Origin of the sequence: Planomicrobium sp. YIM 101495 (genome assembly GCF_009707665.1) — a bacterium.
Classification (GTDB): Bacteria; Bacillota; Bacilli; order Bacillales_A; family Planococcaceae; genus Planococcus.
This window is the reverse complement of the sequence record NZ_WLZW01000001.1, coordinates 560,598-582,754: the sequence shown is the minus strand read 5'-3', so window position 1 is coordinate 582,754 and position 22,157 is coordinate 560,598. Positions and strand designations below refer to the sequence as shown.

Genomic DNA, 22,157 nt, shown 5'->3' with positions numbered 1-22,157 from the left:
GTGAAATGGTCAGAGCTATCCGTCCATACGACAAACGAAGCAATTGAAGCAGTGTCGAACATCTTGCATGAAGCAGGGGCAAGTGGAGTCGTCATCGAGGATTCCGAAGATTTCGGCAAAGTGCGCGAAGATCTATTCGGCGAGATCTATTCGCTGGATCCGGAAGATTTCCCGAAAGATGGCGTCATCGTCAAAGCATATTTGCCGGTGAACAGCTTTCTTGGTGAAACGGTCGAAGCGGTCAAACAGTCGATTGAAACGCTCCGGACATTCAATATCGACATCGGGGCAAATGCCGTCACTGTCAGCGAAGTGAACGAAGAAGATTGGGCGACGGCGTGGAAGAAATATTACCACCCGGTAAAGATTTCCCAGCGTTTCACGATTGTCCCGACTTGGGAAGAATATCGCCCGGTTTCCAGTGATGAGCTGATCATCGAATTGGATCCGGGGATGGCATTCGGAACAGGCACGCACCCAACGACGGTCATGAGTCTCCAGGCGCTTGAGAGCTACGTCAAGCCAGGTGACCGTGTCATCGACGTCGGCACCGGCTCTGGCATCCTCTCGATCGGTGCTGCGTTGCTTGATGCAAAAGAAGTCCATGCGCTCGACCTGGATGAAGTCGCCGTGCGTTCTGCGCAGAGCAACGTCGAGCTGAACAACGTCCAGGACCGTGTCGAAGTAGTGCAAGGGAACTTGCTGGATACAGTCGATGTACCGGGAGATGTCGTGGTGGCGAACATCTTGGCAGAAATCATCATGTCCTTCACGGATGATGCGTTTAAGATCGTTAAGCCTGGTGGAATCTACATCACGTCTGGTATCATCGGCGCATATAAGAATGACGTCAAACAGTCCCTCGAAGGTTCGGGCTTCATCGTTGAAGATGTCCTGATGATGGAAGACTGGGTGACGATCATTTCGAAAAAACCGGAATGACGGGGGGTGCACACATGCAACGATATTTTATCGGCGGGGACATCCCGGAAGATGGCATTGCCACAATAACTGGTGACGATGCGCATCACATCTTGAAAGTGATGCGGCAAAAAGCCGGGGAAGAGCTGGTGGTTGTCGTACAAGGAACCGCTTTTCGTTCAGAAATCGTGGAGGCGGAGATGGACGTGTCCATCCGTCTTGGCGACCGTCTCGAAGGAACGGTGGAACTGCCCGTTGACGTAACGATCGCCTGTGGCTTGCCGAAAGGCGATAAACTCGAGTTGATCTCCCAAAAAGCGACGGAACTCGGCATGTATGGACTTATCCCATTCGCAGCGGAACGCTCGATTGTCCGCTGGGATGACAAGAAGAGTACAAAAAAAGTGGAGCGTCTGCAAAAAATCGCGAAAGAAGCTGCAGAACAAGCGCACCGGACGCAAGTTCCGGTCATACATAATGCAGTGTCCTTCAAAGGTTTGCTTGCTGAAATGGCTGATTATGATGCGGTTGTCATCGCATATGAGGAAGAAGCCCGCTCAGAACGAAGAATGCGATTTGCTGAAACTGTAAAATCTTTGTATAATAAAGGTTCGATTCTACTTGTGTTTGGACCAGAAGGTGGGCTCTCCGAACAGGAGGCTACGGCTTTGAGCGCGGCTGGAGCGTTGTTTACATCGCTCGGACCTCGGATTTTGCGTACGGAAACAGCGCCACTCTATGCCTTGGCAGCTATATCCTACGAATTTGAATGAAAGAGCAAGCGGTTTGCAACGCCAGTTGCAAGACATGCGCTTGTGCTGCAAAGTGAATCATCATGTAACAGGGCTACTTGGCAGTTAGTCAAGCGGTAGAGCGGTGTACGGACTTTGAGCACCATGGAAAAAGCAAAGACAATCCGTATGCTAATTTCAATCAGAATGGAGAAATAATCATGAAAAAAATCGCTGCAATGATCGACCACACATTATTGAAGGCTGAAACTGAAAAACAAGAAATCATCGGACTATGCGCGGAAGCGAAAGAGCATAGTTTCGCATCTGTCTGCGTCAACCCTGCATGGGTCGCAGTAGCTGCTGAGCAATTGGCAGGTAGTGATGTGAAAGTTTGTACAGTAATCGGCTTCCCGCTAGGAGCAAGCACTTCTGAAACGAAAGCATTCGAAACAACCGATGCAATCGCGAAAGGTGCTGGCGAAATCGATATGGTCATCAACATCGGTGCGCTGAAAAGCGGCGACACGGACCTTGTCAAATCGGACATCGCGAAAGTCGTTGAAGCTGCAAAAGGTAAAGCGATCGTCAAAGTCATCATCGAAACAAGCTTGTTGACGGATGAAGAGAAAGTGACAGCAAGCAAACTTTCGAAAGAAGCGGGTGCGGATTTCGTCAAGACGTCGACAGGCTTCTCCACAGGAGGCGCAACGGTCGCTGACGTGAAGTTGATGCGTGAGACAGTCGGACCGGATATGGGCGTGAAAGCTTCCGGTGGCGTAAGAAGTCTCGAAGACTTGAACGCAATGGCAGAAGCTGGCGCGACGAGAATCGGCGCATCATCGGGCGTAAAAATCATGCAAGGATTATCTGCTGATTCTGATTATTAATTGTTGACCTTGAACGCGTGATGCGCTATAATTTTGCTATATGACATGTGGTGTTATATGTTTCACTGTGTGTTCGGAGGGAGGGGAAAAAGAGATGACAAAAACAACAGTTCGTAAAAACGAATCAATTGAAGATGCTCTTCGCCGCTTCAAACGCACTGTTTCAAAATCAGGGACAATGCAAGAGGTAAGAAAGCGTGAGTACTACGATAAGCCAAGCGTAAAACGTAAATTGAAATCTGAAGCTGCGCGTAAACGCAAATTCTGATCCTGACATTTACCTTAAAAGAATTGATATTCCTATACGATTGACTGCTAAACCGTCCGCATACGATATGCGGGCGGTTTTTTCCACTTCGGAGAGCAGTCGCTTTCATATTATGGAGAAAACAATCTATAATAGAAATGAGAGAAAAATGAAACCGTTTCCCCAGTCATCCGTATAATAGTTATCAGCACGAGGAGAGGAGCGATTACATTGCGCGCGATGAGAATGGTCTCAGGTTTTACACTGTTATTATCGGCTTTACTGTTGATGATGTCTGTGTTCCAAGCTGGCCAGCTAGCAGCAGGTGGCAGTTCGTTCGAAAAAGGGGTTGCGGCAGCATCCGACGTCACGACCGAACCAAGCTTTTTCGAATCGCTCGTGAATTTTCTCACCAATCCGTACGTCGTGCCGATTTTATTGTCGATCGCCGGATTAGGCCTTTTGCTTGAATTGTTCACACCGGGAATCGGTTTTCCTGGTGGCATCGGCCTCTTCGCTCTAATCCTTTATTTTTATGCGCATACGGTCGCTGGTCATGCTGGTTTCGGTACCATCGCTCTACTTGTATTCGGCCTTCTGCTCGTAATGGTGGAAGTGGTGCTTCCTGGAGGCATCATCGGATTTTTCGGGCTGGCAGCCATATTCGGCAGTATCTTCTTGGCAGGACAAGACGTCAAAACTACTGCCATCGCTGTATTATTCGCACTTATTATTGCTTCAGTAGGGATGGTGATTGTTGTGAAAATCTTTGGCAAACGGCTTCATCTCTTCAAGCGAATCATCTTGAACGATTCGACAAGTACGGAAAGCGGCTATGTTTCGACCGTCAATCGGCCGGAGCTTGTCGGCAAGACAGCTTTTTCACTTACCGCTCTACGTCCATCGGGAACGATCGAGCTGGGTGACGAACGGATCGATGTTGTATCGGAAGGCCGCTTTATTGATGCCGGTAAGAATGTTAAGATTATCAAGGTGGAAGGTTCCCGGATTGTTGTGCGGGAACTGGAATCAAAAGAGGAGGAAATTTAAATGGGTCTTGAAACAATTGGAATCGCCGGTGGTATAATCGTCGTCATTATCTTATTGGCGATTTTCTTCACCTTCGTACCAGTGACACTGTGGATCTCTGCAGTAGCAGCAGGCGTTAAAGTAAGCATCTTCACACTGATCGGAATGCGCTTGCGTCGCGTTATTCCATCACGCGTCGTCAACCCGCTGATCAAAGCTTCAAAGGCGGGACTAACTGTGCAGATCAATCAACTGGAAAGTCATTATCTTGCCGGAGGGAACGTAGATCGTGTCGTCAATGCGCTGATTGCAGCTCACCGTGCAAACATCGATCTGCCGTTCGAACGTGCAGCGGCAATCGACTTGGCAGGACGTGACGTACTTGAAGCGGTTCAGATGTCGGTTAACCCGAAAGTCATTGAAACGCCATTCATCGCTGGTGTTGCAATGGACGGAATCGAAGTAAAAGCGAAAGCAAGAATCACCGTGCGCGCAAATATTGACCGCCTGGTCGGTGGTGCAGGTGAAGAAACAATCGTCGCCCGTGTGGGTGAAGGGATTGTCTCTACTCTTGGTTCAAGCACAAGTCATAAGAAAGTTCTTGAAAATCCGGATCTGATTTCTCAAACAGTATTGTCCAAGGGGCTTGATTCCGGTACAGCATTCGAAATTCTCTCAATCGATATCGCGGATGTGGATATCGGCAAAAACATCGGTGCAGAGCTTCAGACGGAACAAGCGGAAGCTGATAAGAAAATCGCACAGGCAAAAGCGGAAGAACGCCGTGCCATGGCTGTAGCAAGCGAGCAGGAAATGAAAGCGAAAGTTGTCGAGATGCGCTCGAAGGTTGTCGAAGCGGAAGCGGAAGTCCCGATGGCGATGTCGGAAGCGCTTCGTTCAGGCAATATCGGTGTCATGGATTACGTCAACTACCAGAATGTGCAAGCTGATACAGGCATGCGTGATTCGATTGCGAGAACTGGAAAAGAAAAAGCGGAAAACGAATAATTCCAGTGATCGCCAAGGGAGGGAATTCACTTGGAACCGTTAATCATCGGATTGATCATCATGGCTGTGACTGCTTTATTCAATAATAAGGATAAACAAAAGTCGGACAAGGGAACCGGTCCGGTTGCACCTCAGACGGAACAGCAGCCAGTGACGCAACAGCGAGCACAGCAACAGCAGCGCTCGAGGTCGCAGCAGGCTGCTCAGACAGTCCGGAATGCCCGTGATCCTGCCAAGCGCGAAAGTGCGAGAAAACGCATAGAAGACTATGCGAAGGATCTTTACAAAGATCTTCAGGCGGAGATGCAGCAAAAAATTCCTCAATCGCAAGAAGAAGCGATTGAAACGGTGAAACAAGTAGCAGAGAAGACGCCAAGACCATCGCGGGAAGTTACGAGAAAGGCCAAGGATGCTGCGGGACGGATCGAACAAAACAGTACGATCTATGCAAACAACATTAAACGTGGGGAAGTGCGCGACATGATCAACTCACAAAATGATCTGCTCCCGCTCAATGCGAATGATGTCCAACGCGGTGTTATCATGGCCGAAATTCTCGGGCAGCCGAAAGCAAGGAAGAAATGATCCACCAGCCAGCCACTCCAATTGTGGCTGGTTTTTTTTCTAATTGTAATCGATATTGATATAAATATTATGTTAACCGAGTCGCGACTGAATACAGCAAGAGCATGAAAAATGATTTCATCCGCTAATATGCGACGCCTTCTGATCGCACGCGCCGATGGCTGCTACGTTAGAATCATCCAAAACTCCCGCATTCTATTCAACACCCGTTTTCGAACGAGCTGACCCGATCTCTTATTCTCCGCACAAGAACCACCAGCTCAGTTATGGTCAACCCAAAATGGATATCCATTTACAGCCTGTTCCATTTAATGATAAAGTGAATACGTTGACTATTCTGTACCAAGGAGAGACTGCATGACAGATAACCAATTACTCGAACTTCATGTGAAAGACCCGAATGAAGCGGTGCTGCTGCTTGGCATTTCGGACTCTCACATGACATTAATCGAAGAAACCTTCAATATCCAGATCATTACAAGAGGGGAAGTCATCCGCTTATCCGGTCCGGAAGAAGGACGGGAAGTCGGAAAAGCCCTCATTGAACAATTATTGAAAGTCATCCGCAAGGGCATCAATATCGATCAGCGCGACATCGTCTCCGCAATCGAGATGGCGAAAAGCGGAACAATCGAATACTTTGCTGAACTTTACGATGAAGAAGTAGCACGCAATGCGAATGGCAAGATCATCCGTGCCAAGACCATCGGACAGCGTCGCTATATCCGTGCTATCCGCCAGAATGATCTTGTCTTCGGCATCGGACCGGCCGGAACCGGTAAGACGTACTTGGCAGTCGTCATGGCCGTTCAGGCATTCAAGAACGGCGATGTGAAGCGGATCATCCTGACACGTCCTGCCGTTGAAGCAGGAGAAAGCCTAGGCTTCTTGCCAGGGGACTTGAAAGAAAAGGTCGATCCGTATTTGCGTCCGTTGTATGACGCGTTGCACGATGTTCTCGGCCTTGAACAGACGAACCGGATGATCGAGCGGGGAACGATTGAAATCGCGCCACTGGCCTACATGCGTGGCCGTACGCTCGACCATGCATTCGTCATTTTGGATGAAGCTCAAAATACGACAAAAGCACAGATGAAAATGTTTTTGACTCGTCTCGGTTTTGGATCAAAAATGATCATTACGGGAGATAAGACACAGATCGATTTGCCGCGTGGAGCGGAATCAGGTCTTGTGGCGACCGAGAACGTTCTGAAAGAAGTACGGGGACTTGCGTTTGAGTATTTGGAAAAAGGCGATGTCGTCCGTCACCCGCTCGTCGCGAAAATCATCGATGCATACGAAAACCAGCTCTGATGAGGGCTGGTTTTTTTATAGAAGAAAATCCTGACTGAACGTGACGAATAATACTGAAAAAAAAGGCAGCTCTTGATATGATAGAACTACTATAGTGAGGTGGTTGGATGCTCGACAAGGCGAGAAGGCTTTATGACAAGGCAGGCTATAAAGCGGTGATTGCAGTGCTAACACTGCTGATTGGCGTTACCATCTATGCGTTTTTAGTTCAATCCGTAACAGAAGATACGTATCAGGTAGAATTGTTCAAGTTATCTGAAGAGACCATACGTTCGAATAAAACAGTGGAAGATCCAGTGAAGACCGAACAGGAGCGGGTCCGTGCAGAAAATGAAATTGCGCCGAGCTATCAATTCATCGACGAGCAGGCTGCGAACCAGTCGGCAGTGATCGAGTCGTTGTTCGGTTATATTCTGGATGCCAAAGAATCGGTCGACGACGAAAAGAAGCCTGCCGATATTGAAGCGATGGTCGCTGAACTCGGAGAGAACCTCAGGCTGATGGAAAACAGTGAGAACGGTCTCCGGTTGACGGATGACATGCTTAGGTCGTTGTTAGCGTTGCCGGAAAAAGACTTGACGAGCTTGAAAGAAAAGCTGAAAATGATCGTCGAAGATGCACTCGAAGAGCCGGTCCGTGATGTCGGATTGAACGGTGCAAGGAATGCAGCTGAGCTGGAGATCCGCGGAGATGCATCTATTCCTGCTACGGTCCTACAGCCAGCAATCGCAATCGCCCGCTTCGGCATCGTACCGACCGAGACAATCAACGAGGATTTGACGGAAGCACAAATCGATCAAGCAAGGAAAAGTATAGAGCCGACGAAGATCCTGCAAGGCCAAGTACTTGTACAGGAAGGCCAGATCATCGATCGTGAAGTTTTCAGGCAGTTGGAACTTGCCGGGATGACAGAGCAAAAGGACAATATCCGTCCGATGCTCGGACTGTTGCTGTTCGTCGCAATCATCATTCTACTGCTGTTCATGGTCCTTGCGCGCAGCAAGATGAACGAAGTGACGAAAGTGCGTGCGCTCACTGTCACATGGGTCGTCACAACCATTTCGCTGACACTCATGCTGTTGGTCAACCTCCTCAGCGACAACTTCGACGTCACGATCGCCTTCCTATTCCCGACGGCGCTCGCCAGTATGATCGTCCGGATCTTGTTCGATGAACGAACGGCGGTCTATACGACGTTCTTGATCGGTACCAGTGCAGGTCTGATGATGGAGGGCGGTTATGCATCCACACTTCAGATGGATATCGCATTGTATATTCTTTTCGGTGGTCTAGCCGGGGTCTTCCTGATCGGAAAAGGAAGCGACCGGAATCGTCTGCTATGGACAAGCTTGTCGGTTGCGATCGTCAACGCCCTATTCATCGGTTTTTACTTATTGATCAGCCAGACACAGTATTCAATGGGGGAAGTCGGTTTCTATATCGTTACAGCGCTTCTTTCAGGACTGTTGTCCGGCGCGTTGACTTTCGGTCTGATGCCATTCTTCGAGACGGCATTCGGCTTGTTGTCGCCGATCCGGCTTATTGAACTATCGAATCCGAACCACCCGCTATTGAAAAAGATCCTGACGGAGACACCGGGCACATATCACCACAGTGTAATGGTTGCCAATTTGGCGGACGCAGCTTGTGAAGAAATTGGGGCAAACGGTTTGTTGGCACGAGTAGCGTGTTATTATCATGATATCGGCAAGACGATCCGCCCCCATTATTTCATCGAGAACCAGATGAACATGATGAATCCGCACGACCATCTGCCGCCAGATAAGAGTCGGGACATTATCCTTTCGCATACGGTGGAAGGAGCGGAACTGCTCCGCAAGCACAAAATGCCGAAAGAATTCGTCGACGTCGCGATGCAGCACCACGGGACGAGCTTGTTGAAATTTTTTTATATGAAAGCAAAGGAATTGAATCCTCACACCGACGAAAAATCGTATCGCTACGAAGGCCCGAAACCGCAAACGAGGGAAATCGCGGTTATTTCCGTCGCTGATAGTGTAGAAGCGGCAGTCCGTTCAATGAAGGAGCCGACGCCGGAGAAGATCGAAAAACTTGTCGGGGCGATCATCGAGGACAAAGTGAAAGACGGACAATTCAACGAATGTGATTTGACGATGAAGGAATTGGTGACGATCAAGCGGGTCATGTGTGAGACCTTGAATGGAATCTTCCATTCGCGCATCGAATATCCTTCGGAAAAAGAGATAAAGGAGCGGATAGGATGATAGCGATCGATTTGATTGACGAAACTGAGAACATGTCGCAGGAACAGCTGGACCTTGTGGAGCGTCTACTGCAGCATACGGCAAAAGAGGAAGGCGTCATGGACGCCGAGATGTCCGTGACATTCACGACGAATGAAGCGATCCAGGCGATCAATGCGGAATTCCGCGGGAAGAATGTTCCGACCGATGTCATTTCATTTGCCATGGAAGAGTTGGGCGACGGCGAAATGGAGATTGTCGGTTCACTGGAGCCCCGCATGCTTGGTGACATTGTCATTTCCGTCGAACGCACGGAAGAGCAAGCGTCGGATTATGGACATTCCTTCGAACGGGAACTGGGCTTTCTTGCAGTGCATGGCTTCTTGCACTTGATGGGCTATGATCACATGGATGAAGCGGATGAGAAGAAGATGTTCGGCAGACAGGAAGAGGTATTGACGAGCTTCGGTCTGACGCGGGACAAAAATGAACGCGCGTAAGTTCGTCCGTTCATTCACTTTCGCGGCGTCCGGTATCCGTTATGCCCTTAAGTACGAACAAAATATGAGGATTCATCTTTTAGCAGCGGTGGTCGTGATTACTGCTGCTTTCTTGACCGGTCTTTCCGTTATGGAATGGAGCATTATCCTTCTGTTGATCGGCGGAATGCTTGCACTGGAGATGATCAATTCTGCGATCGAACGGGCGGTCGACTTGACGATGCCTGATATCCACCCACTTGCAAAACAAGCAAAAGACATCGCAGCAGGCGCAGTTTTGGTATTTGCGATGGCAAGTGCTATAATTGGCTTACTTATCTTTTGGCCTAAGTGGATTTAATCTTAAATGAGGTGACAGAAATGGAAAAATTAAAATTGATGGAACAAGCAAAACAGGCACGTGAGTATGCTTACGTCCCGTACTCGAAATTCCCGGTCGGCGCGGCGCTTCTTGATAAGAACGGCAAAGTTTACGAAGGATGCAACATCGAAAACGCTTCTTACCCGATGACGAACTGTGCAGAGCGGACAGCGTTCTTCAAAGCGATCTCTGAAGGGGTCCATGAATTTGCGGCGCTAGCCGTCGTAGCGGATACAGAAGGGCCGGTCTCACCATGCGGTGCATGCCGCCAAGTGATCGCAGAGTTCTGCGACAGAGATATGCCGGTTTATTTGACGAATTTAAATGGAGACGTTCAGGAAACGACAGTAGGCACACTATTGCCTGGCGCCTTCACAACGGAGGATATGGATTATGCAAAACGGGATTGACGGATACAAATCAGGATTTATCTCGATCATCGGCCGGCCGAATGTCGGCAAATCGACGTTCCTGAACCGCGTTGTCGGACAGAAAATCGCCATCATGAGCGACAAACCACAGACGACACGTAACAAAGTACAAGGCGTCGTGACGACGGATGCGAGCCAAATGATCTTCATCGATACACCAGGAATTAACGAGCCGCGTCATAAACTTGGCGATTTCATGCTGAAGGTCGCGAAAAACACGTTCCGCGAAGTCGATGTTCTGCTGTTCGTCGCGAGCGGAGTGGATCGCGTAGGAAAAGAGGATCGTTTCGTCCTGGAGATGCTGAAAGGCCTTGATGTCCCGGTCTTCCTGGTCGTCAATAAAATCGACCAAGTACACCCGGACCAGCTGCCGAAAGTCATCGAAGGATATAAACAGGAGTTCGATTTTGCGGAAGTGGTGCCGATTTCAGCACTCCAAGGCAATAACGTAGAGAACTTGCTCGCGAAAATCGGTGAGTATTTGCCGGAAGGTCCGCAATACTATCCAGCAGACCAGATCACCGATCACCCGGAACGGTTCATCATTTCAGAATTGATCCGTGAAAAAGCGCTGCACTTGACGCGCGAGGAAGTGCCACACTCCATCGCCGTCGTCATCGAGAAGATCGCGCCGGACAAAGAACACGAGCACATGATCCGTGTGCAGGCGACGATCATGGTCGAACGCGATTCCCAGAAAGGCATCGTCATCGGCAAACGGGGGGCTGTGCTGAAAGAGATCGGCAGCCGCGCGCGCAAAGACATCGAGAACTTGTTGGGATCGAAAGTCTTCCTCGAGTTGTGGGTCAAAGTCCAAAAAGATTGGCGCAACAAATCGGTTCACTTGCGTGATTTCGGATTTAGAGACGACGAATATTAAGGAGCCAAGACGATGCTGAGTCAACTTGAAGGAATCGTCATCCGCACAAGGCCGTATGGTGAAAACAACAAGATTGTCACGATCTTCACACGCGAGGCGGGCAAGATCACCGCAATGGCAAGGGCGGCCAAGAAACCATCAAGCCGACTCGCCGCCGTGACACAGCCTTTCACCCATGGCAGTTTTACGATTTATAAAGGAAAAGGGATGGGCACGCTGCAGAGCGGAGATCCACTGGAGTCTTTCCGGCATATTCGGGAAGACATCATGATGACGGCTCATGCAAGTTATGTGACGGAATTGATCGATCGGCTGACGGAGCAGGAGGAGCCGCAGCCAGGGATCTATGAAATGCTGTACCAGGCATTTCAGGCGATCAACGAAGGGTATGACCCGGAAGCCATTACCTTGTTTGTCGAGTGGAAAATGCTTGCGGTCGCAGGACTTTCACCGACACTGCAGCATTGTGCCAACTGCGGTGCAGCTGAAGGGGAGTTCGCGTTCTCATTCCAGGAGCTCGGTTTCCTTTGTCACCGCTGCTTCCAGATCGACCGCTACATCATCCGGCTGAGTCCATCGATCGTCAAAGTGATCCGGACATTTTATTATGTGCCGATCGAACGTGTCGGTTCCTTGACGCTGAAGAAGGAAACGAAGAGCTTAATCAAGCAGATTGTCCGGACGATATACGAAGAGCAGGCAGGGATCCGACTGAAATCCCGGAATTTCCTGGAGCAGTTGGAGCGTACGCCGGAATTTTTGCCACAAAAAGAAAACCCGCCGAAAGAAGATTGACTTCTTTCAGCGGGTTTTTTGCTTTTCTACAGTTGATTAGAAACGGATGCGTTCTTGGATATAAGCTGTCACTTCAGCGATCGGCATACGTACTTGCTCCATCGAATCACGGTGGCGGACTGTTACTTGGCCATCCTCTACTGAATCGAAGTCGTACGTGATACAGAACGGTGTCCCGATTTCATCTTGTCGGCGGTAACGTTTCCCGATCGACTGTGAATCATCGTAATCTGTCGCGAAGTGTTTCGCCAATTCGCCGAATACTTCCATTGCATTGTCCGCAAGCTTCTTCGAAAGGGGAAGAACTGCCGCTTTGACCGGTGCGAGTGCCGGGTGGAACTTCAGGACTGTACGTTTGTCGTCGTTCTCGATCGGTTCTTCCGTATATGCATCCACTAGGAACGCAAGTGTCACACGGTCAGCGCCAAGAGACGGCTCGATGCAGTAAGGGACGTAACGTTCGTTCGTCACTGGATCGATGTAGTTGAAGTCCTCGTTCGAGTGCTCCATATGGCGCTTCAAGTCGAAGTCTGTGCGGTCCGCAATGCCCCAAAGCTCACCCCAGCCGAATGGGAATTTGTATTCGATATCGACTGTCGCATTCGAGTAGTGGGACAACTCGTCTTCCTCATGTTCACGAAGACGCATGCTCTCTTCGTTCATGTCAAGAGATAGCAACCAGTTCTTACAGAAGTCGCGCCAGTAAGCATACCATTCCAGGTCTTCGCCAGGCTTGCAGAAGAACTCAAGTTCCATCTGTTCGAACTCACGCGTACGGAATGTAAAGTTACCAGGTGTGATTTCGTTTCGGAAGCTCTTCCCGATCTGTGCGATCCCGAAAGGCATTTTTTTGCGCATCGAGCGCTGAACGTTCTTATAGTTGACAAAGATCCCTTGTGCTGTTTCAGGTCGTAGGAAGATTTCGTTCGTGCTTGATTCTGTGACCCCTTGGAACGTCTTGAACATCAAGTTGAACTGGCGGATGTCCGTGTAGTCCAATTTGCCGCAAGTTGGGCACTTGATGTCGTGTTCTTGGATCAATTCAGCCATTTTCTCGAATGACAAGCCGTCAACGATCATTTCAATGCCTTTCGCATCGAGTGCATCCTCGATCAGCTTATCAGCGCGGTGGCGTGTCTTACAGCTCTTACAGTCAATCATCGGGTCGTTGAAGTTCCCAAGGTGACCGGATGCTTCCCACGTTTTCGGGTTCATCAAGATTGCAGCATCCAAGCCCACGTTGTAAGGGGATTCCTGGACAAACTTCTGCCACCAAGCTTTTTTGATATTATTTTTCAGTTCAACGCCAAGTGGACCGTAATCCCATGTGTTGGCAAGACCTCCGTAAATTTCAGACCCCGGGAAGACGAACCCGCGATGCTTCGCTAGTGAAACGATTGTTTCCATTGATTTTTCCATTTTTCATTCCTCCATAAAATAAAAAATCGCACCCATCCCCGGACATAAGTCCGAGGACGAGTACGTGATGACCCGCGGTTCCACCTCGATTGGTTGATCAACAACCCATCTTGAAAATGACCATGGCTCCGGATTGCCGTTTCATGTCACTGCAGGCTTTCACTATCCCTGCTCGCTAAGGTAGACACTACTCATTGATCCATCACTGCCTGATATGTGATTGACAGTATTATAGCATGGGATTGTTTTCTTCGCAATCCAGCGCTAATTCGTATATAATAATCCTCATTGAGTATAACTTATTTAACTTGAGGCGGTGAGTCCGATCGAACTCAATAAGAGGCAAGAGGAAATATTGAGGATTGTCAAAGGCAATGGGCCGATTACCGGCGAACAGATTGCGGAACGTCTCAGTTTGACGAGAGCGACATTGCGGCCCGACCTCGCCATATTGACGATGGCCGGGTTTTTAGATGCGCGTCCGCGTGTCGGTTATTTCTATTCCGGCAAAAAGCCTGGACAGGATGTAGCCGTAACGATGAACAAGATGAAAGTGAAGGATTTCCAGTCCATTCCGGTGGTGGTGCGTGAAGACATGAGTGTTTATGACGCCATCAGCCAAATGTTCCTGGAGGATGTCGGCACGTTATTCGTAGTTGATAAGAAATCCTGCTTGACAGGCGTACTTTCGAGAAAAGATCTTCTCAGAACAAGTTTGGGGGGCCAAAACTTGGCTGCGATGCCCGTACATATCATCATGACAAGAATGCCGAACATTACGTATTGCTTGAAGACGGATTCCTTGATCCAGGCGGCGAAACGGCTGATCAACCAACAGATCGATGCGTTGCCGGTCGTCCAGGAACATGAGGACGGCTTTAAAGTTGTTGGCAGACTGACGAAAACGAATATAACCAAGGCTTTTCTGTCCCTATCAGAAAACCATGAATTGTGAGGTGTCCAGAATGAATCCTTTAAGGTTATTCATTGTTTCGGATTCGGTGGGAGAGACGGGTGAGCTAGTCGCGAAAGCCGCAGTGAGCCAATATTTGGATAGCGGTTTGGACCCGATTTTGAAGCGGTTCCCCTATATCGAAACGATCGACCAATTACAGAACATCATCCGCGTCGCAGCGGAACAACGCGCCTTCATCGTCTTCACACTCGTCTCCAAAGAACTCCGGAGTCATCTCGTAAAAGAGACCGATCGACTCGGTGTCACGGCAGTCGACTTAATGGGCCCATTGATGGATTCCTTGGAGCGAGTCCTCGGTTCGGCACCGATCGAAGAAGCAGGACTTGTCCGGAAACTCGATGATGATTACTTCAAGAAAGTCGAAGCAATCGAATTTGCAGTGAAATATGATGACGGCCGCGACCCACGCGGCATCTTGATGGCGGATATCGTCTTGGTCGGTGTATCACGTACCTCTAAGACACCGCTGAGCCAGTATTTGGCGCATAAACGGCTGAAAGTGGCGAACGTGCCGCTCGTACCAGAAGTGGATCCACCGGAAGAATTATATATGGTGGACCCCGAGAAATGCTTCGGTCTCGTCATTTCACCGGAGAAGCTCAACAGTATCCGCAAAGAGCGGCTGCTGGCACTCGGCTTGAACGACGGAGCGAACTACGCGAAGCTGAGCCGGATCCAAGAAGAAATCGTCCACTTCAATAACATTGTCGGAAAGATCGGCTGTGAAGTGATTGATGTGACGAATCGTGCGGTGGAAGAGACCGCTAACTTGATTTTGCAAAAATTCAAATGATTGTGAACAGAAAGCCTCCTGAAACGGGCGGTTTTTCTGTTTTTCTGTGGATTTTTTCAGAATGACGTTTATAATGAAGTATTGTGGCTAAAACTATTAGATAAAGTGAATCAACTTACGATTATTTTGCAACCAAAGAAGGATTTTGCCTCGTTATCTCGAATAAAGAAGTTTAAGAAGACAAAGATGGTGATAGTTGTGGCAAATCGGGTTCCCGAGGAAGTTATAGAAAAGATCCGCTCCAGCACGGATATCGTCGACGTTGTCGGCGAGTATGTCCAACTGACGAAGAGGGGGCGCAATTGGTTTGGGCTATGCCCGTTCCACGGAGAAAGCACCCCGTCTTTTTCTGTCACATCCGACAAGCAGATTTTCCATTGCTTCGGCTGTGGCGCTGGAGGGAATGTCATCACCTTTATCATGGATATCGAGAATTATACATTCCATGAAGCGCTGGCGAAGCTTGGTGAACGGACAGGCATTGAAGTTTCCACGCCTGCAGAACATGACGGCGCACTGTCTGTCTCATCGGAGCATCAACGACTCGTTGCGATGCACGAATTCGCAGCGGAGATGTATCATCACATTTTGCTCCATACAGAGGAGGGGCAAGCTGCACTCGATTATTTGACGCAGCGTGGATTCAGCCAAGAGATGATTGAAGCAGGAAAAATCGGCTGGTCACTCGACGAATGGGGTTCAATGAGTTCGACGCTACTGAAAAAAGGGTATACAGAAGAAGAGTTGGAATCTAGCGGTCTTGGCATCAAGCGGGAACGCGGTGATGGCTTCTTCGACCGCTTCAGAGGACGTATCATGTTTCCGATCACGAATGAGTCCGGCAAGACGATTGCTTTTTCCGGCAGGATTCTTGGCTCATCGAAAGAAGAAGCGAAGTATTTGAACTCACCGGAAACACCGGTATTCCAGAAGAGCCAAGTGCTCTATAATTTGCACAATGCACGCGGCGCCATCCGGAAGGACAGACAAATCGTCCTTTTCGAAGGATTCATGGATGTCATCGCTGCGAGCCGCGCAGGAGTCGGCAATGGCCTTGCGACGATGGGGACGTCTTTGACGGCACAGCATATCCGCCAAATGAAACGCTTTGCGCAAAATATCGTCCTATGCTTTGACGGGGACGATGCGGGGTGGGATGCTGCAAAACGTGCAGCCATCGCCTTGAGTGAAGAGAACTTCAAAGTGGAAGTGGCAGTCCTTCCGAATGGATTGGACCCGGATGACTTCATCCGCCAAGAAGGGGAAGAGGCATTCCGGGAGCAGGTCATCGGCAAGCCGCATGCATTCATCGCATTCGCCATGATGCATGCGCGCAGGCACAAGAGCTTCCAGTATGAAAATGATCTCCTGCAGTATATTCAAGAAGTGCTCCAGCTTCTCGCCGGACGTTCGAATCCGGTAGAGCGGGATTTGTATATAAAACAATTGGCAGCCGAGACCGGTTTGTCCGAAGAAGCGATCCTGCAGCATTACAGGAAGCTTGAGAACAAATCGATCCGCCAAGCACAGGCGCGTCCAGAAAGAGAGACGGACGCGGCGCCGGCACCGAGAAAGAAACAGGCAGCGGTCACATCGCTGCACCGCGCAGAGCGGCTCCTGCTGTCCAGGGCGATTGCGGAAGGCCGACAGCTCGAACGGATCAGTGAATACCACGGTGAGCACGGCATGCCCTTTGTCACGGACAGTTTTCAGGCACTATATGTCAAGCTGCTCGGCTTTTACGAGGAATGGGACAAGGTGGATTTCCACCAATTCCTTGAAACGGTGGAAGATCCCGAGCTGCGGAAACTGGTGATGGAAACCGCTCTTGCAGAACATGACCCGGAACATGCAGACGAGGAAATCCTCGACTGCCTGCATCACTTGAAAAAGCACCGGGTCGAGATGGAGATAAAAGAAAAAATCCAGCAGTCGAAAGAAGCGGAAAAGCAGCATGATATCAAACGTGCACTCACATTGGCGCAAGAAGTGATCGCTTTACGGAAGTCTTTGTAAAGGGCTGGATTTTAAAGGAGGAAGTCGCATGGCTGAGAAATCAGAACAAAAAAACCAAGAAACAGTAAATATCCCTGTGCCTTCGGATGGGCCGGAAGTTTCGATAGAAGAAGCGAAGAAGCAATTGATCGAACAGGGGAAAAAGGCTGGCGAGCTTAATTACGAACAGATCGCTGACAAGCTGGCACTTTTCGAAATGGAATCGGATCAAGTCGAAGAATTCATCGATCAGCTTGAAGGGCACGGCATTGAACTCGAACGGAAGTCGGACGATGAAGAACATCTGGATCGCCTGATCAAACCGACTGAAGAAAAATTCGACTTGAACGACCTTAGTGTTCCTCCGGGTGTGAAAATCAACGATCCTGTCCGCATGTACCTGAAAGAGATCGGCCGCGTCGACCTTTTGAAGGCGGAAGAGGAAGTGCGTCTTGCGAAATTGATCGAACAAGGCGACGAAGAAGCGAAGAAGCGTCTCGCTGAAGCGAACTTGCGCCTCGTCGTCTCGATTGCGAAGCGTTATGTCGGCCGCGGCATGCTGTTCCTTGATTTGATCCAGGAAGGGAACATGGGTCTGATCAAAGCGGTCGAGAAGTTCGACTACTCGAAAGGCTTTAAATTCAGTACGTATGCTACTTGGTGGATCCGCCAAGCCATCACGCGCGCAATCGCGGACCAGGCACGGACGATCCGTATTCCAGTACACATGGTCGAAACGATCAACAAATTGATCCGTGTGCAGCGACAACTCCTGCAAGACCTTGGACGCGAACCGACGCCTGAAGAGATCGGGGAAGAAATGGACTTGCTGCCGGAGAAAGTGCGTGAAATCTTGAAGATCGCACAGGAGCCGGTATCACTCGAGACACCGATCGGGGAAGAAGACGATTCGCATCTCGGGGACTTCATCGAAGACTCCGAAGCACAGTCGCCTTCGGACCATGCTGCGTATGAGTTGTTGAAAGAACAGCTGGAAGATGTACTCGATACATTGACTGACCGTGAAGAGAATGTGTTGCGTCTCCGTTTCGGTCTGGATGACGGCAGAACGCGGACACTCGAAGAAGTCGGGAAAGTGTTCGGCGTGACACGCGAACGGATCCGCCAGATCGAAGCGAAAGCATTACGCAAGTTGCGTCACCCGTCACGCAGCAAACGTTTGAAGGATTTCCTGGAATAATAGAAAAGCAAAGAAGCGCCCTTTCACAATCGCGAAATGATTGTGAAAGGGCGCTTTACATTTCCCTCGAATGCCTTCTCCTGTCTGAATTTCCAACCAGAAAGTTTGTGAAATAATTCCTTTGTTTAAAGTAGGGTGAAAGGGTTGAGATTGAAGGAATGTTAACGCTATAATGAAAAGTGTAAGCGCATTCAATAAAAGGGGTGTAAGAAATGAATTTCGATTTGACAGAAGAACAGCTCATGATTAAAAAGACGATCCGCCAATTCGCGGACGATGTTGTAGCACCCGGTGCGATCCACCGGGACCGGACAAAAGAGTTTCCGAAAGAAATCTTCGAGAAGCTGTCCAGCATGGGGATGATGGGCTTGCCATTCGATGAGAAGTACGGCGGAGCTGGTGCAGATACGACGAGTTTTGCGATTGTGACGGAAGAATTGAGCCGGGCATGTGCATCCACGGGGATCACGTATTCAGCACACATTTCACTTGGTGGCGCACCGCTCAACTTGTTCGGGACGGAAGAACAGAAACAGAAATATTTGACGCCGATCTGTACGGGCGAATCATTCGGTGCATTCGGGCTGACTGAGCCGAACGCAGGATCAGATTCAGGCGGTACGGAGACTCGTGCAGTCGAGGACGGCGACGATTGGGTCATCAACGGTTCGAAAGTATATATTACGAACGCGAGCTACGCAAAACACTTGGCGATCACAGCGATTACTGGCATGAGTGACGGCAAGAAGGAAATCAGCGCCATCATCGTTCCGACGGACGCAGAAGGCTTCACGATCATCGACAATTACGAGAAGATGGGATTGAACTCATCGAACACGACGGAACTGGTCTTCGAGAACGTCCGTGTACCGAAAGGGAACTTGCTCGGCAAGCGCGGAGAAGGCTTCAAGCAGTTCATGAAGACGCTTGACGGCGGACGCATCGGTATCGCAGCAATGGCTGTCGGGATTGCGCAAGCTGCATTCGACCGAGCGCTCAGTTATTCGAAGGAGCGGAAGCAATTCGGCAAGACATTGTCTCAGTTCCAAGTAACGCAGTTCAAACTTGCGGATATGGCGATGAAAATCGAACTGGCACGGAACATGGTCTACAAAGCAGCATGGCTGAAGGATGAAGGACGTCCATTCACGAAAGAAGCATCGATGGCGAAACTGTATGCATCGGAAATTTCAATGGAAGTGGCGGATGAAGCGATCCAGATCCACGGCGGATACGGCTATATGAAAGAATATGAAGTGGAACGTTACATGCGTGATGCGAAACTTCTCGAAATCGGGGAAGGAACATCCGAGGTGCAACGGATGGTCATTGCTAAACAAATCGGCGTGTAATTTGCTGAATTTGTCACAATCGCATAAAAGTTACCCATTTAACCTTTCCGTTTCTTTGATAATACAGTACAATAATGATGATACAACGGTTATCACCGAGCAGACCATAGTTAAAGGAGGGGTAACGGATGCAAAAAAATGCAATTGTACCTTATATCTTAATCATGCTATTTGGTCTTGGATTGATCTTCTTCCTATCATTGGAAGGCGTCGATAACCAAGAACAGATCGCTGAAGAGCAACAAGAAGGCGAAGAAGGAAACGGTGCTGACGCTGGAGATGGCGGCGGCGACACTGACACTGCTAGCTTCGATCCAGAAGCACACGCACAGCAAAACTGTATTTCTTGTCACGGTTCTAGTTATGAAGGAACCGGAGCATTCCCGGCTCTAGTAGGCACATCACTTTCCCAAGAGGAAATTGAAGATGTCATCGCTAACGGTAAAGGCATGATGCCTGGTGGATTGGTTCCAGAAGAAAATATTCCAGAAATGGCAGAGTGGATTCTTTCCCTCGAATAGTAGCCAAAACCCTTAGTTCTTTGGAGCTAAGGGTTTTTCTTTCCTTTTGGGGGAACAATACATAAGATAGAATAGACAACAGATGGACCAGGCGTCGGCCAGACGGCCTGTTCTTGATTAGATATTTTGGCTGGGGAGGCACTTTATGAACGCGAAACAATTATCCAAACGGTTAACGCGCGTCGCGGACTTTGTACCGCAGGACGCGGTAGTTGCAGATATAGGCAGCGACCATGCGTACTTGCCTTGCTACTTGCTGCATAAAGGCATAGCAGCACGTGGCGTGGCAGGGGAAGTCGTGAAAGGTCCGTTCGAATCCGCGAAGCGGCAAGTACGCGAAGAAGGATTGAGCGACCGGATCGCAGTCCGTCTTGCAAGCGGCTTGAAAGCAATCGAAGCCGAAGACGGTGTAACGGTAGTGACCATCGCTGGAATGGGCGGTTCCTTGATCCGTTCGATCTTGGAAACGGATATGGACAAGCTAGCAGGCGTTGAACGACTTGTATTGCAACCGAACGTCCATGCACAGACGCTGCGTGACTGGGCGCTGTTGAACGGCTGGCACGTAACGGCAGAAGATATTTTAGAAGAGAATAATAAAATCTATGAAATCCTCGTCTTTGAACGGCGAGGCGGTAAGGGAGAACTGACAGATGCGGAGCGGCTACTTGGACCATACTTGCTAGCGGAATGTTCACCGGTCTTCGTATCAAAGTGGCGTCATGAGATCAAGCAGTGGAAACGGATTCTAGCATCTCTTGAAGGATTACCTGAAACGGAAGAGATGCTCATGAAGAAACAGGAGTTCACACGGAACATCGAGCTTGCGGAAGGAGTGTTGGGTAGTGAAGATTCCGAATGGGAATGAAATAATTGAGAAATTCGAACGATGGGCACCGAGGTATTTGGCGATGGAAGGTGACCCGAACGGTGTGCACGTCGGAACGCTCAACAAAAAAATCGAGCGTGTCCTTGTGACACTTGACGTCAACGAAGAAGTGGCTGATGAAGCGATTGCGAAAGGTGCTGAGCTGATCATCGCCCACCACCCGCCGATTTTCCGACCGATGAAAAACATCCAGACGGACTTCGCACAAGGGCGCTTGATGGAAAAATTGATCAAAAATGATATCACGGTCTATGCGGCACATACGAACTTGGATGTCGCACGCGGTGGTGTCAATGATTTGTTAGCGGATGCACTCGGTTTAGAAGATACGGAAGTGCTCGTCCCGACTTACGAGGAAGAATTGGTGAAGATCGCTGTCTTCGTACCCGAAAGTCATGAAGAGGCGCTTCGTACGGCACTTGGTGAAGCGGGTGCAGGGGAGATCGGCGACTATGAATTCTGCAGCTACACGCTTTCAGGGACAGGGAGATTCCGCCCGACGCAAGATGCCGACCCGTATTTAGGCGAAGCAGGCAAGATGGAAGAGACGGCCGAATCGAAAATTGAAGTGGTCGTCCGCAAGAAAGACAAAGAACGGGTCATCCGGTTGATGATGAAAGCACATCCTTACGAAGAAGTGGCCTATGATGTCTTCACGCTCGAGAATAAGGAAGCGGTTATGGGACTTGGACGTATCGGGAAACTGCCCGAAGAAATGAACTTGAAGGCATTCGCTGAACACGTGAAGAACAGCCTTTCCGTGCCGTTCGTCCGTATCGTCGGCGAAGACGGAGATGCTGTCCGGAAAGTGGCAGTACTTGGCGGAGACGGCAACAAATACATCACTTATGCGAAACGTGCAGGTGCAGATGTCTATGTGACAGGAGATTTGTATTTCCATGTCGCACAAGATGCACAAGCGCTCGGCTTGAACGTCATCGACCCCGGGCATCACGTAGAGAAAGTGATGATTCAAGGCGTCGTCGACAAAATGAGTAATGATAACAAGTGGCAATGTGAATTCATCGCATCACAAGTGAATACCGAACCGTTCCGTCTCGGGTGACGAGAGGCCATCCACTGTGATGGTCTTT

The 22,157-nt window shown here is 49.4% G+C and carries 23 protein-coding genes; 22 read left to right on the top strand and 1 reads right to left on the bottom strand.

What is annotated here, in order from left to right:
• From prmA to recO, 14 genes are all read left to right on the top strand, one after another.
• Complete coding sequence (gene prmA, locus GIW82_RS02975; protein ID WP_370455976.1) at nucleotides 1–942, top strand: 50S ribosomal protein L11 methyltransferase; 942 nt, start codon at nucleotides 1–3, stop codon at nucleotides 940–942.
• A 14-nt stretch (nucleotides 943–956) separates the two neighbouring features.
• The gene (locus GIW82_RS02970) at nucleotides 957–1,694 is read left to right on the top strand and encodes a 16S rRNA (uracil(1498)-N(3))-methyltransferase (protein WP_154748421.1); all 738 of its coding nucleotides are present in this window, start codon (nucleotides 957–959) and stop codon (nucleotides 1,692–1,694) included.
• Between the two features lie 179 nt (nucleotides 1,695–1,873).
• The gene (gene deoC, locus GIW82_RS02965; RefSeq protein ID WP_154748420.1) at nucleotides 1,874–2,542 is read left to right on the top strand and encodes a deoxyribose-phosphate aldolase; all 669 of its coding nucleotides are present in this window, start codon (nucleotides 1,874–1,876) and stop codon (nucleotides 2,540–2,542) included.
• A 94-nt stretch (nucleotides 2,543–2,636) separates the two neighbouring features.
• The gene (gene rpsU / locus GIW82_RS02960) at nucleotides 2,637–2,810 is read left to right on the top strand and encodes a 30S ribosomal protein S21 (RefSeq protein WP_008431605.1); all 174 of its coding nucleotides are present in this window, start codon (nucleotides 2,637–2,639) and stop codon (nucleotides 2,808–2,810) included.
• Between the two features lie 219 nt (nucleotides 2,811–3,029).
• On the top strand, nucleotides 3,030–3,839 hold the full coding sequence (locus tag GIW82_RS02955) for an NfeD family protein (protein WP_154749570.1): 810 nt from the start codon (nucleotides 3,030–3,032) through the stop codon (nucleotides 3,837–3,839).
• Nucleotides 3,840–4,826 carry a flotillin-like protein FloA gene (floA, locus tag GIW82_RS02950; protein WP_154748419.1) on the top strand — a complete coding sequence of 329 codons (987 nt, stop codon included), beginning with the start codon at nucleotides 3,840–3,842 and terminating at the stop codon, nucleotides 4,824–4,826.
• Between the two features lie 30 nt (nucleotides 4,827–4,856).
• Nucleotides 4,857–5,411, top strand: a complete 555-nt coding sequence (locus tag GIW82_RS02945; protein WP_154748418.1) for a hypothetical protein — start codon at nucleotides 4,857–4,859, stop codon at nucleotides 5,409–5,411.
• A 357-nt stretch (nucleotides 5,412–5,768) separates the two neighbouring features.
• Nucleotides 5,769–6,725: a PhoH family protein gene (locus GIW82_RS02940; protein WP_154748417.1), complete on the top strand. Its 957-nt coding sequence runs from the start codon at nucleotides 5,769–5,771 to the stop codon at nucleotides 6,723–6,725.
• Between the two features lie 107 nt (nucleotides 6,726–6,832).
• Nucleotides 6,833–8,971, top strand: a complete 2,139-nt coding sequence (locus tag GIW82_RS02935) for an HD family phosphohydrolase (RefSeq protein WP_154748416.1) — start codon at nucleotides 6,833–6,835, stop codon at nucleotides 8,969–8,971.
• Entirely contained in the window at nucleotides 8,968–9,450 is a 483-nt protein-coding gene (gene ybeY / locus GIW82_RS02930) for an rRNA maturation RNase YbeY (RefSeq protein ID WP_154748415.1), read from the top strand. Before GIW82_RS02935 ends, ybeY begins: the two co-directional genes overlap by 4 nt.
• Complete coding sequence (locus GIW82_RS02925) at nucleotides 9,437–9,790, top strand: diacylglycerol kinase family protein (protein ID WP_154748414.1); 354 nt, start codon at nucleotides 9,437–9,439, stop codon at nucleotides 9,788–9,790. The genes ybeY and GIW82_RS02925 overlap by 14 nt, the downstream gene beginning before the upstream one ends.
• A 20-nt stretch (nucleotides 9,791–9,810) precedes the next feature.
• Nucleotides 9,811–10,221, top strand: coding sequence for a cytidine deaminase (locus GIW82_RS02920; RefSeq protein ID WP_154748413.1), 411 nt, complete (start codon nucleotides 9,811–9,813; stop codon nucleotides 10,219–10,221).
• A complete protein-coding gene (gene era / locus GIW82_RS02915; RefSeq protein WP_154748412.1) occupies nucleotides 10,205–11,122 on the top strand; it encodes a GTPase Era in 918 nt (305 codons plus the stop codon). Before GIW82_RS02920 ends, era begins: the two co-directional genes overlap by 17 nt.
• A 12-nt stretch (nucleotides 11,123–11,134) precedes the next feature.
• A complete protein-coding gene (recO, locus tag GIW82_RS02910) occupies nucleotides 11,135–11,917 on the top strand; it encodes a DNA repair protein RecO (RefSeq protein ID WP_154748411.1) in 783 nt (260 codons plus the stop codon).
• A gap of 36 nt (nucleotides 11,918–11,953) precedes the next feature.
• Here the strand turns inward: recO and GIW82_RS02905 are convergent, their stop codons facing one another.
• Complete coding sequence (locus GIW82_RS02905; protein ID WP_154748410.1) at nucleotides 11,954–13,336, bottom strand: glycine--tRNA ligase; 1,383 nt, start codon at nucleotides 13,334–13,336, stop codon at nucleotides 11,954–11,956.
• A 316-nt stretch (nucleotides 13,337–13,652) separates the two neighbouring features.
• Here GIW82_RS02905 and ccpN point away from each other — a divergent pair, with 316 nt between their 5' ends.
• From ccpN to GIW82_RS02865, 8 genes are all read left to right on the top strand, one after another.
• Nucleotides 13,653–14,291, top strand: coding sequence for a transcriptional regulator CcpN (gene ccpN / locus GIW82_RS02900; RefSeq protein WP_370455975.1), 639 nt, complete (start codon nucleotides 13,653–13,655; stop codon nucleotides 14,289–14,291).
• A 10-nt stretch (nucleotides 14,292–14,301) separates the two neighbouring features.
• Nucleotides 14,302–15,105, top strand: a complete 804-nt coding sequence (locus tag GIW82_RS02895; protein ID WP_154748408.1) for a pyruvate, water dikinase regulatory protein — start codon at nucleotides 14,302–14,304, stop codon at nucleotides 15,103–15,105.
• A gap of 198 nt (nucleotides 15,106–15,303) precedes the next feature.
• The gene (gene dnaG, locus GIW82_RS02890; RefSeq protein WP_370455974.1) at nucleotides 15,304–17,121 is read left to right on the top strand and encodes a DNA primase; all 1,818 of its coding nucleotides are present in this window, start codon (nucleotides 15,304–15,306) and stop codon (nucleotides 17,119–17,121) included.
• A gap of 28 nt (nucleotides 17,122–17,149) precedes the next feature.
• Nucleotides 17,150–18,301 (top strand): RNA polymerase sigma factor RpoD, encoded by a 1,152-nt coding sequence (gene rpoD, locus GIW82_RS02885; RefSeq protein ID WP_154748406.1) that lies wholly within the window; start codon nucleotides 17,150–17,152, stop codon nucleotides 18,299–18,301.
• Between the two features lie 212 nt (nucleotides 18,302–18,513).
• Complete coding sequence (locus tag GIW82_RS02880; RefSeq protein WP_154748405.1) at nucleotides 18,514–19,653, top strand: acyl-CoA dehydrogenase; 1,140 nt, start codon at nucleotides 18,514–18,516, stop codon at nucleotides 19,651–19,653.
• A 128-nt stretch (nucleotides 19,654–19,781) separates the two neighbouring features.
• Entirely contained in the window at nucleotides 19,782–20,174 is a 393-nt protein-coding gene (gene cccA, locus GIW82_RS02875; RefSeq protein WP_154748404.1) for a cytochrome c550, read from the top strand.
• 145 nt (nucleotides 20,175–20,319) lie between these two features.
• Nucleotides 20,320–21,042 (top strand): tRNA (adenine(22)-N(1))-methyltransferase, encoded by a 723-nt coding sequence (locus GIW82_RS02870; protein WP_154748403.1) that lies wholly within the window; start codon nucleotides 20,320–20,322, stop codon nucleotides 21,040–21,042.
• Nucleotides 21,020–22,129, top strand: coding sequence for a Nif3-like dinuclear metal center hexameric protein (locus GIW82_RS02865; RefSeq protein ID WP_370455973.1), 1,110 nt, complete (start codon nucleotides 21,020–21,022; stop codon nucleotides 22,127–22,129). The genes GIW82_RS02870 and GIW82_RS02865 overlap by 23 nt, the downstream gene beginning before the upstream one ends.
• The last annotated feature ends 28 nt before the right edge of the window (nucleotides 22,130–22,157 follow it).

Bases quoted from the DNA above. Each gene is read 5' to 3' on its own strand.
- GIW82_RS02970 (WP_154748421.1), top strand. From the start codon at position 957: ATGCAACGATATTTTATCGGCGGGGACATCCCGGAAGATGGCATTGCC.
- deoC (WP_154748420.1), top strand. From the start codon at position 1,874: ATGAAAAAAATCGCTGCAATGATCGACCACACATTATTGAAGGCTGAA.
- rpsU (WP_008431605.1), top strand. From the start codon at position 2,637: ATGACAAAAACAACAGTTCGTAAAAACGAATCAATTGAAGATGCTCTT.
- GIW82_RS02955 (WP_154749570.1), top strand. From the start codon at position 3,030: ATGAGAATGGTCTCAGGTTTTACACTGTTATTATCGGCTTTACTGTTG.
- floA (WP_154748419.1), top strand. From the start codon at position 3,840: ATGGGTCTTGAAACAATTGGAATCGCCGGTGGTATAATCGTCGTCATT.
- GIW82_RS02940 (WP_154748417.1), top strand. From the start codon at position 5,769: ATGACAGATAACCAATTACTCGAACTTCATGTGAAAGACCCGAATGAA.
- GIW82_RS02935 (WP_154748416.1), top strand. From the start codon at position 6,833: ATGCTCGACAAGGCGAGAAGGCTTTATGACAAGGCAGGCTATAAAGCG.
- ybeY (WP_154748415.1), top strand. From the start codon at position 8,968: ATGATAGCGATCGATTTGATTGACGAAACTGAGAACATGTCGCAGGAA.
- GIW82_RS02925 (WP_154748414.1), top strand. From the start codon at position 9,437: ATGAACGCGCGTAAGTTCGTCCGTTCATTCACTTTCGCGGCGTCCGGT.
- GIW82_RS02920 (WP_154748413.1), top strand. From the start codon at position 9,811: ATGGAAAAATTAAAATTGATGGAACAAGCAAAACAGGCACGTGAGTAT.
- era (WP_154748412.1), top strand. From the start codon at position 10,205: ATGCAAAACGGGATTGACGGATACAAATCAGGATTTATCTCGATCATC.
- recO (WP_154748411.1), top strand. From the start codon at position 11,135: ATGCTGAGTCAACTTGAAGGAATCGTCATCCGCACAAGGCCGTATGGT.
- GIW82_RS02905 (WP_154748410.1), bottom strand. From the start codon at position 13,336: ATGGAAAAATCAATGGAAACAATCGTTTCACTAGCGAAGCATCGCGGG.
- GIW82_RS02895 (WP_154748408.1), top strand. From the start codon at position 14,302: ATGAATCCTTTAAGGTTATTCATTGTTTCGGATTCGGTGGGAGAGACG.
- rpoD (WP_154748406.1), top strand. From the start codon at position 17,150: ATGGCTGAGAAATCAGAACAAAAAAACCAAGAAACAGTAAATATCCCT.
- GIW82_RS02880 (WP_154748405.1), top strand. From the start codon at position 18,514: ATGAATTTCGATTTGACAGAAGAACAGCTCATGATTAAAAAGACGATC.
- cccA (WP_154748404.1), top strand. From the start codon at position 19,782: ATGCAAAAAAATGCAATTGTACCTTATATCTTAATCATGCTATTTGGT.
- GIW82_RS02870 (WP_154748403.1), top strand. From the start codon at position 20,320: ATGAACGCGAAACAATTATCCAAACGGTTAACGCGCGTCGCGGACTTT.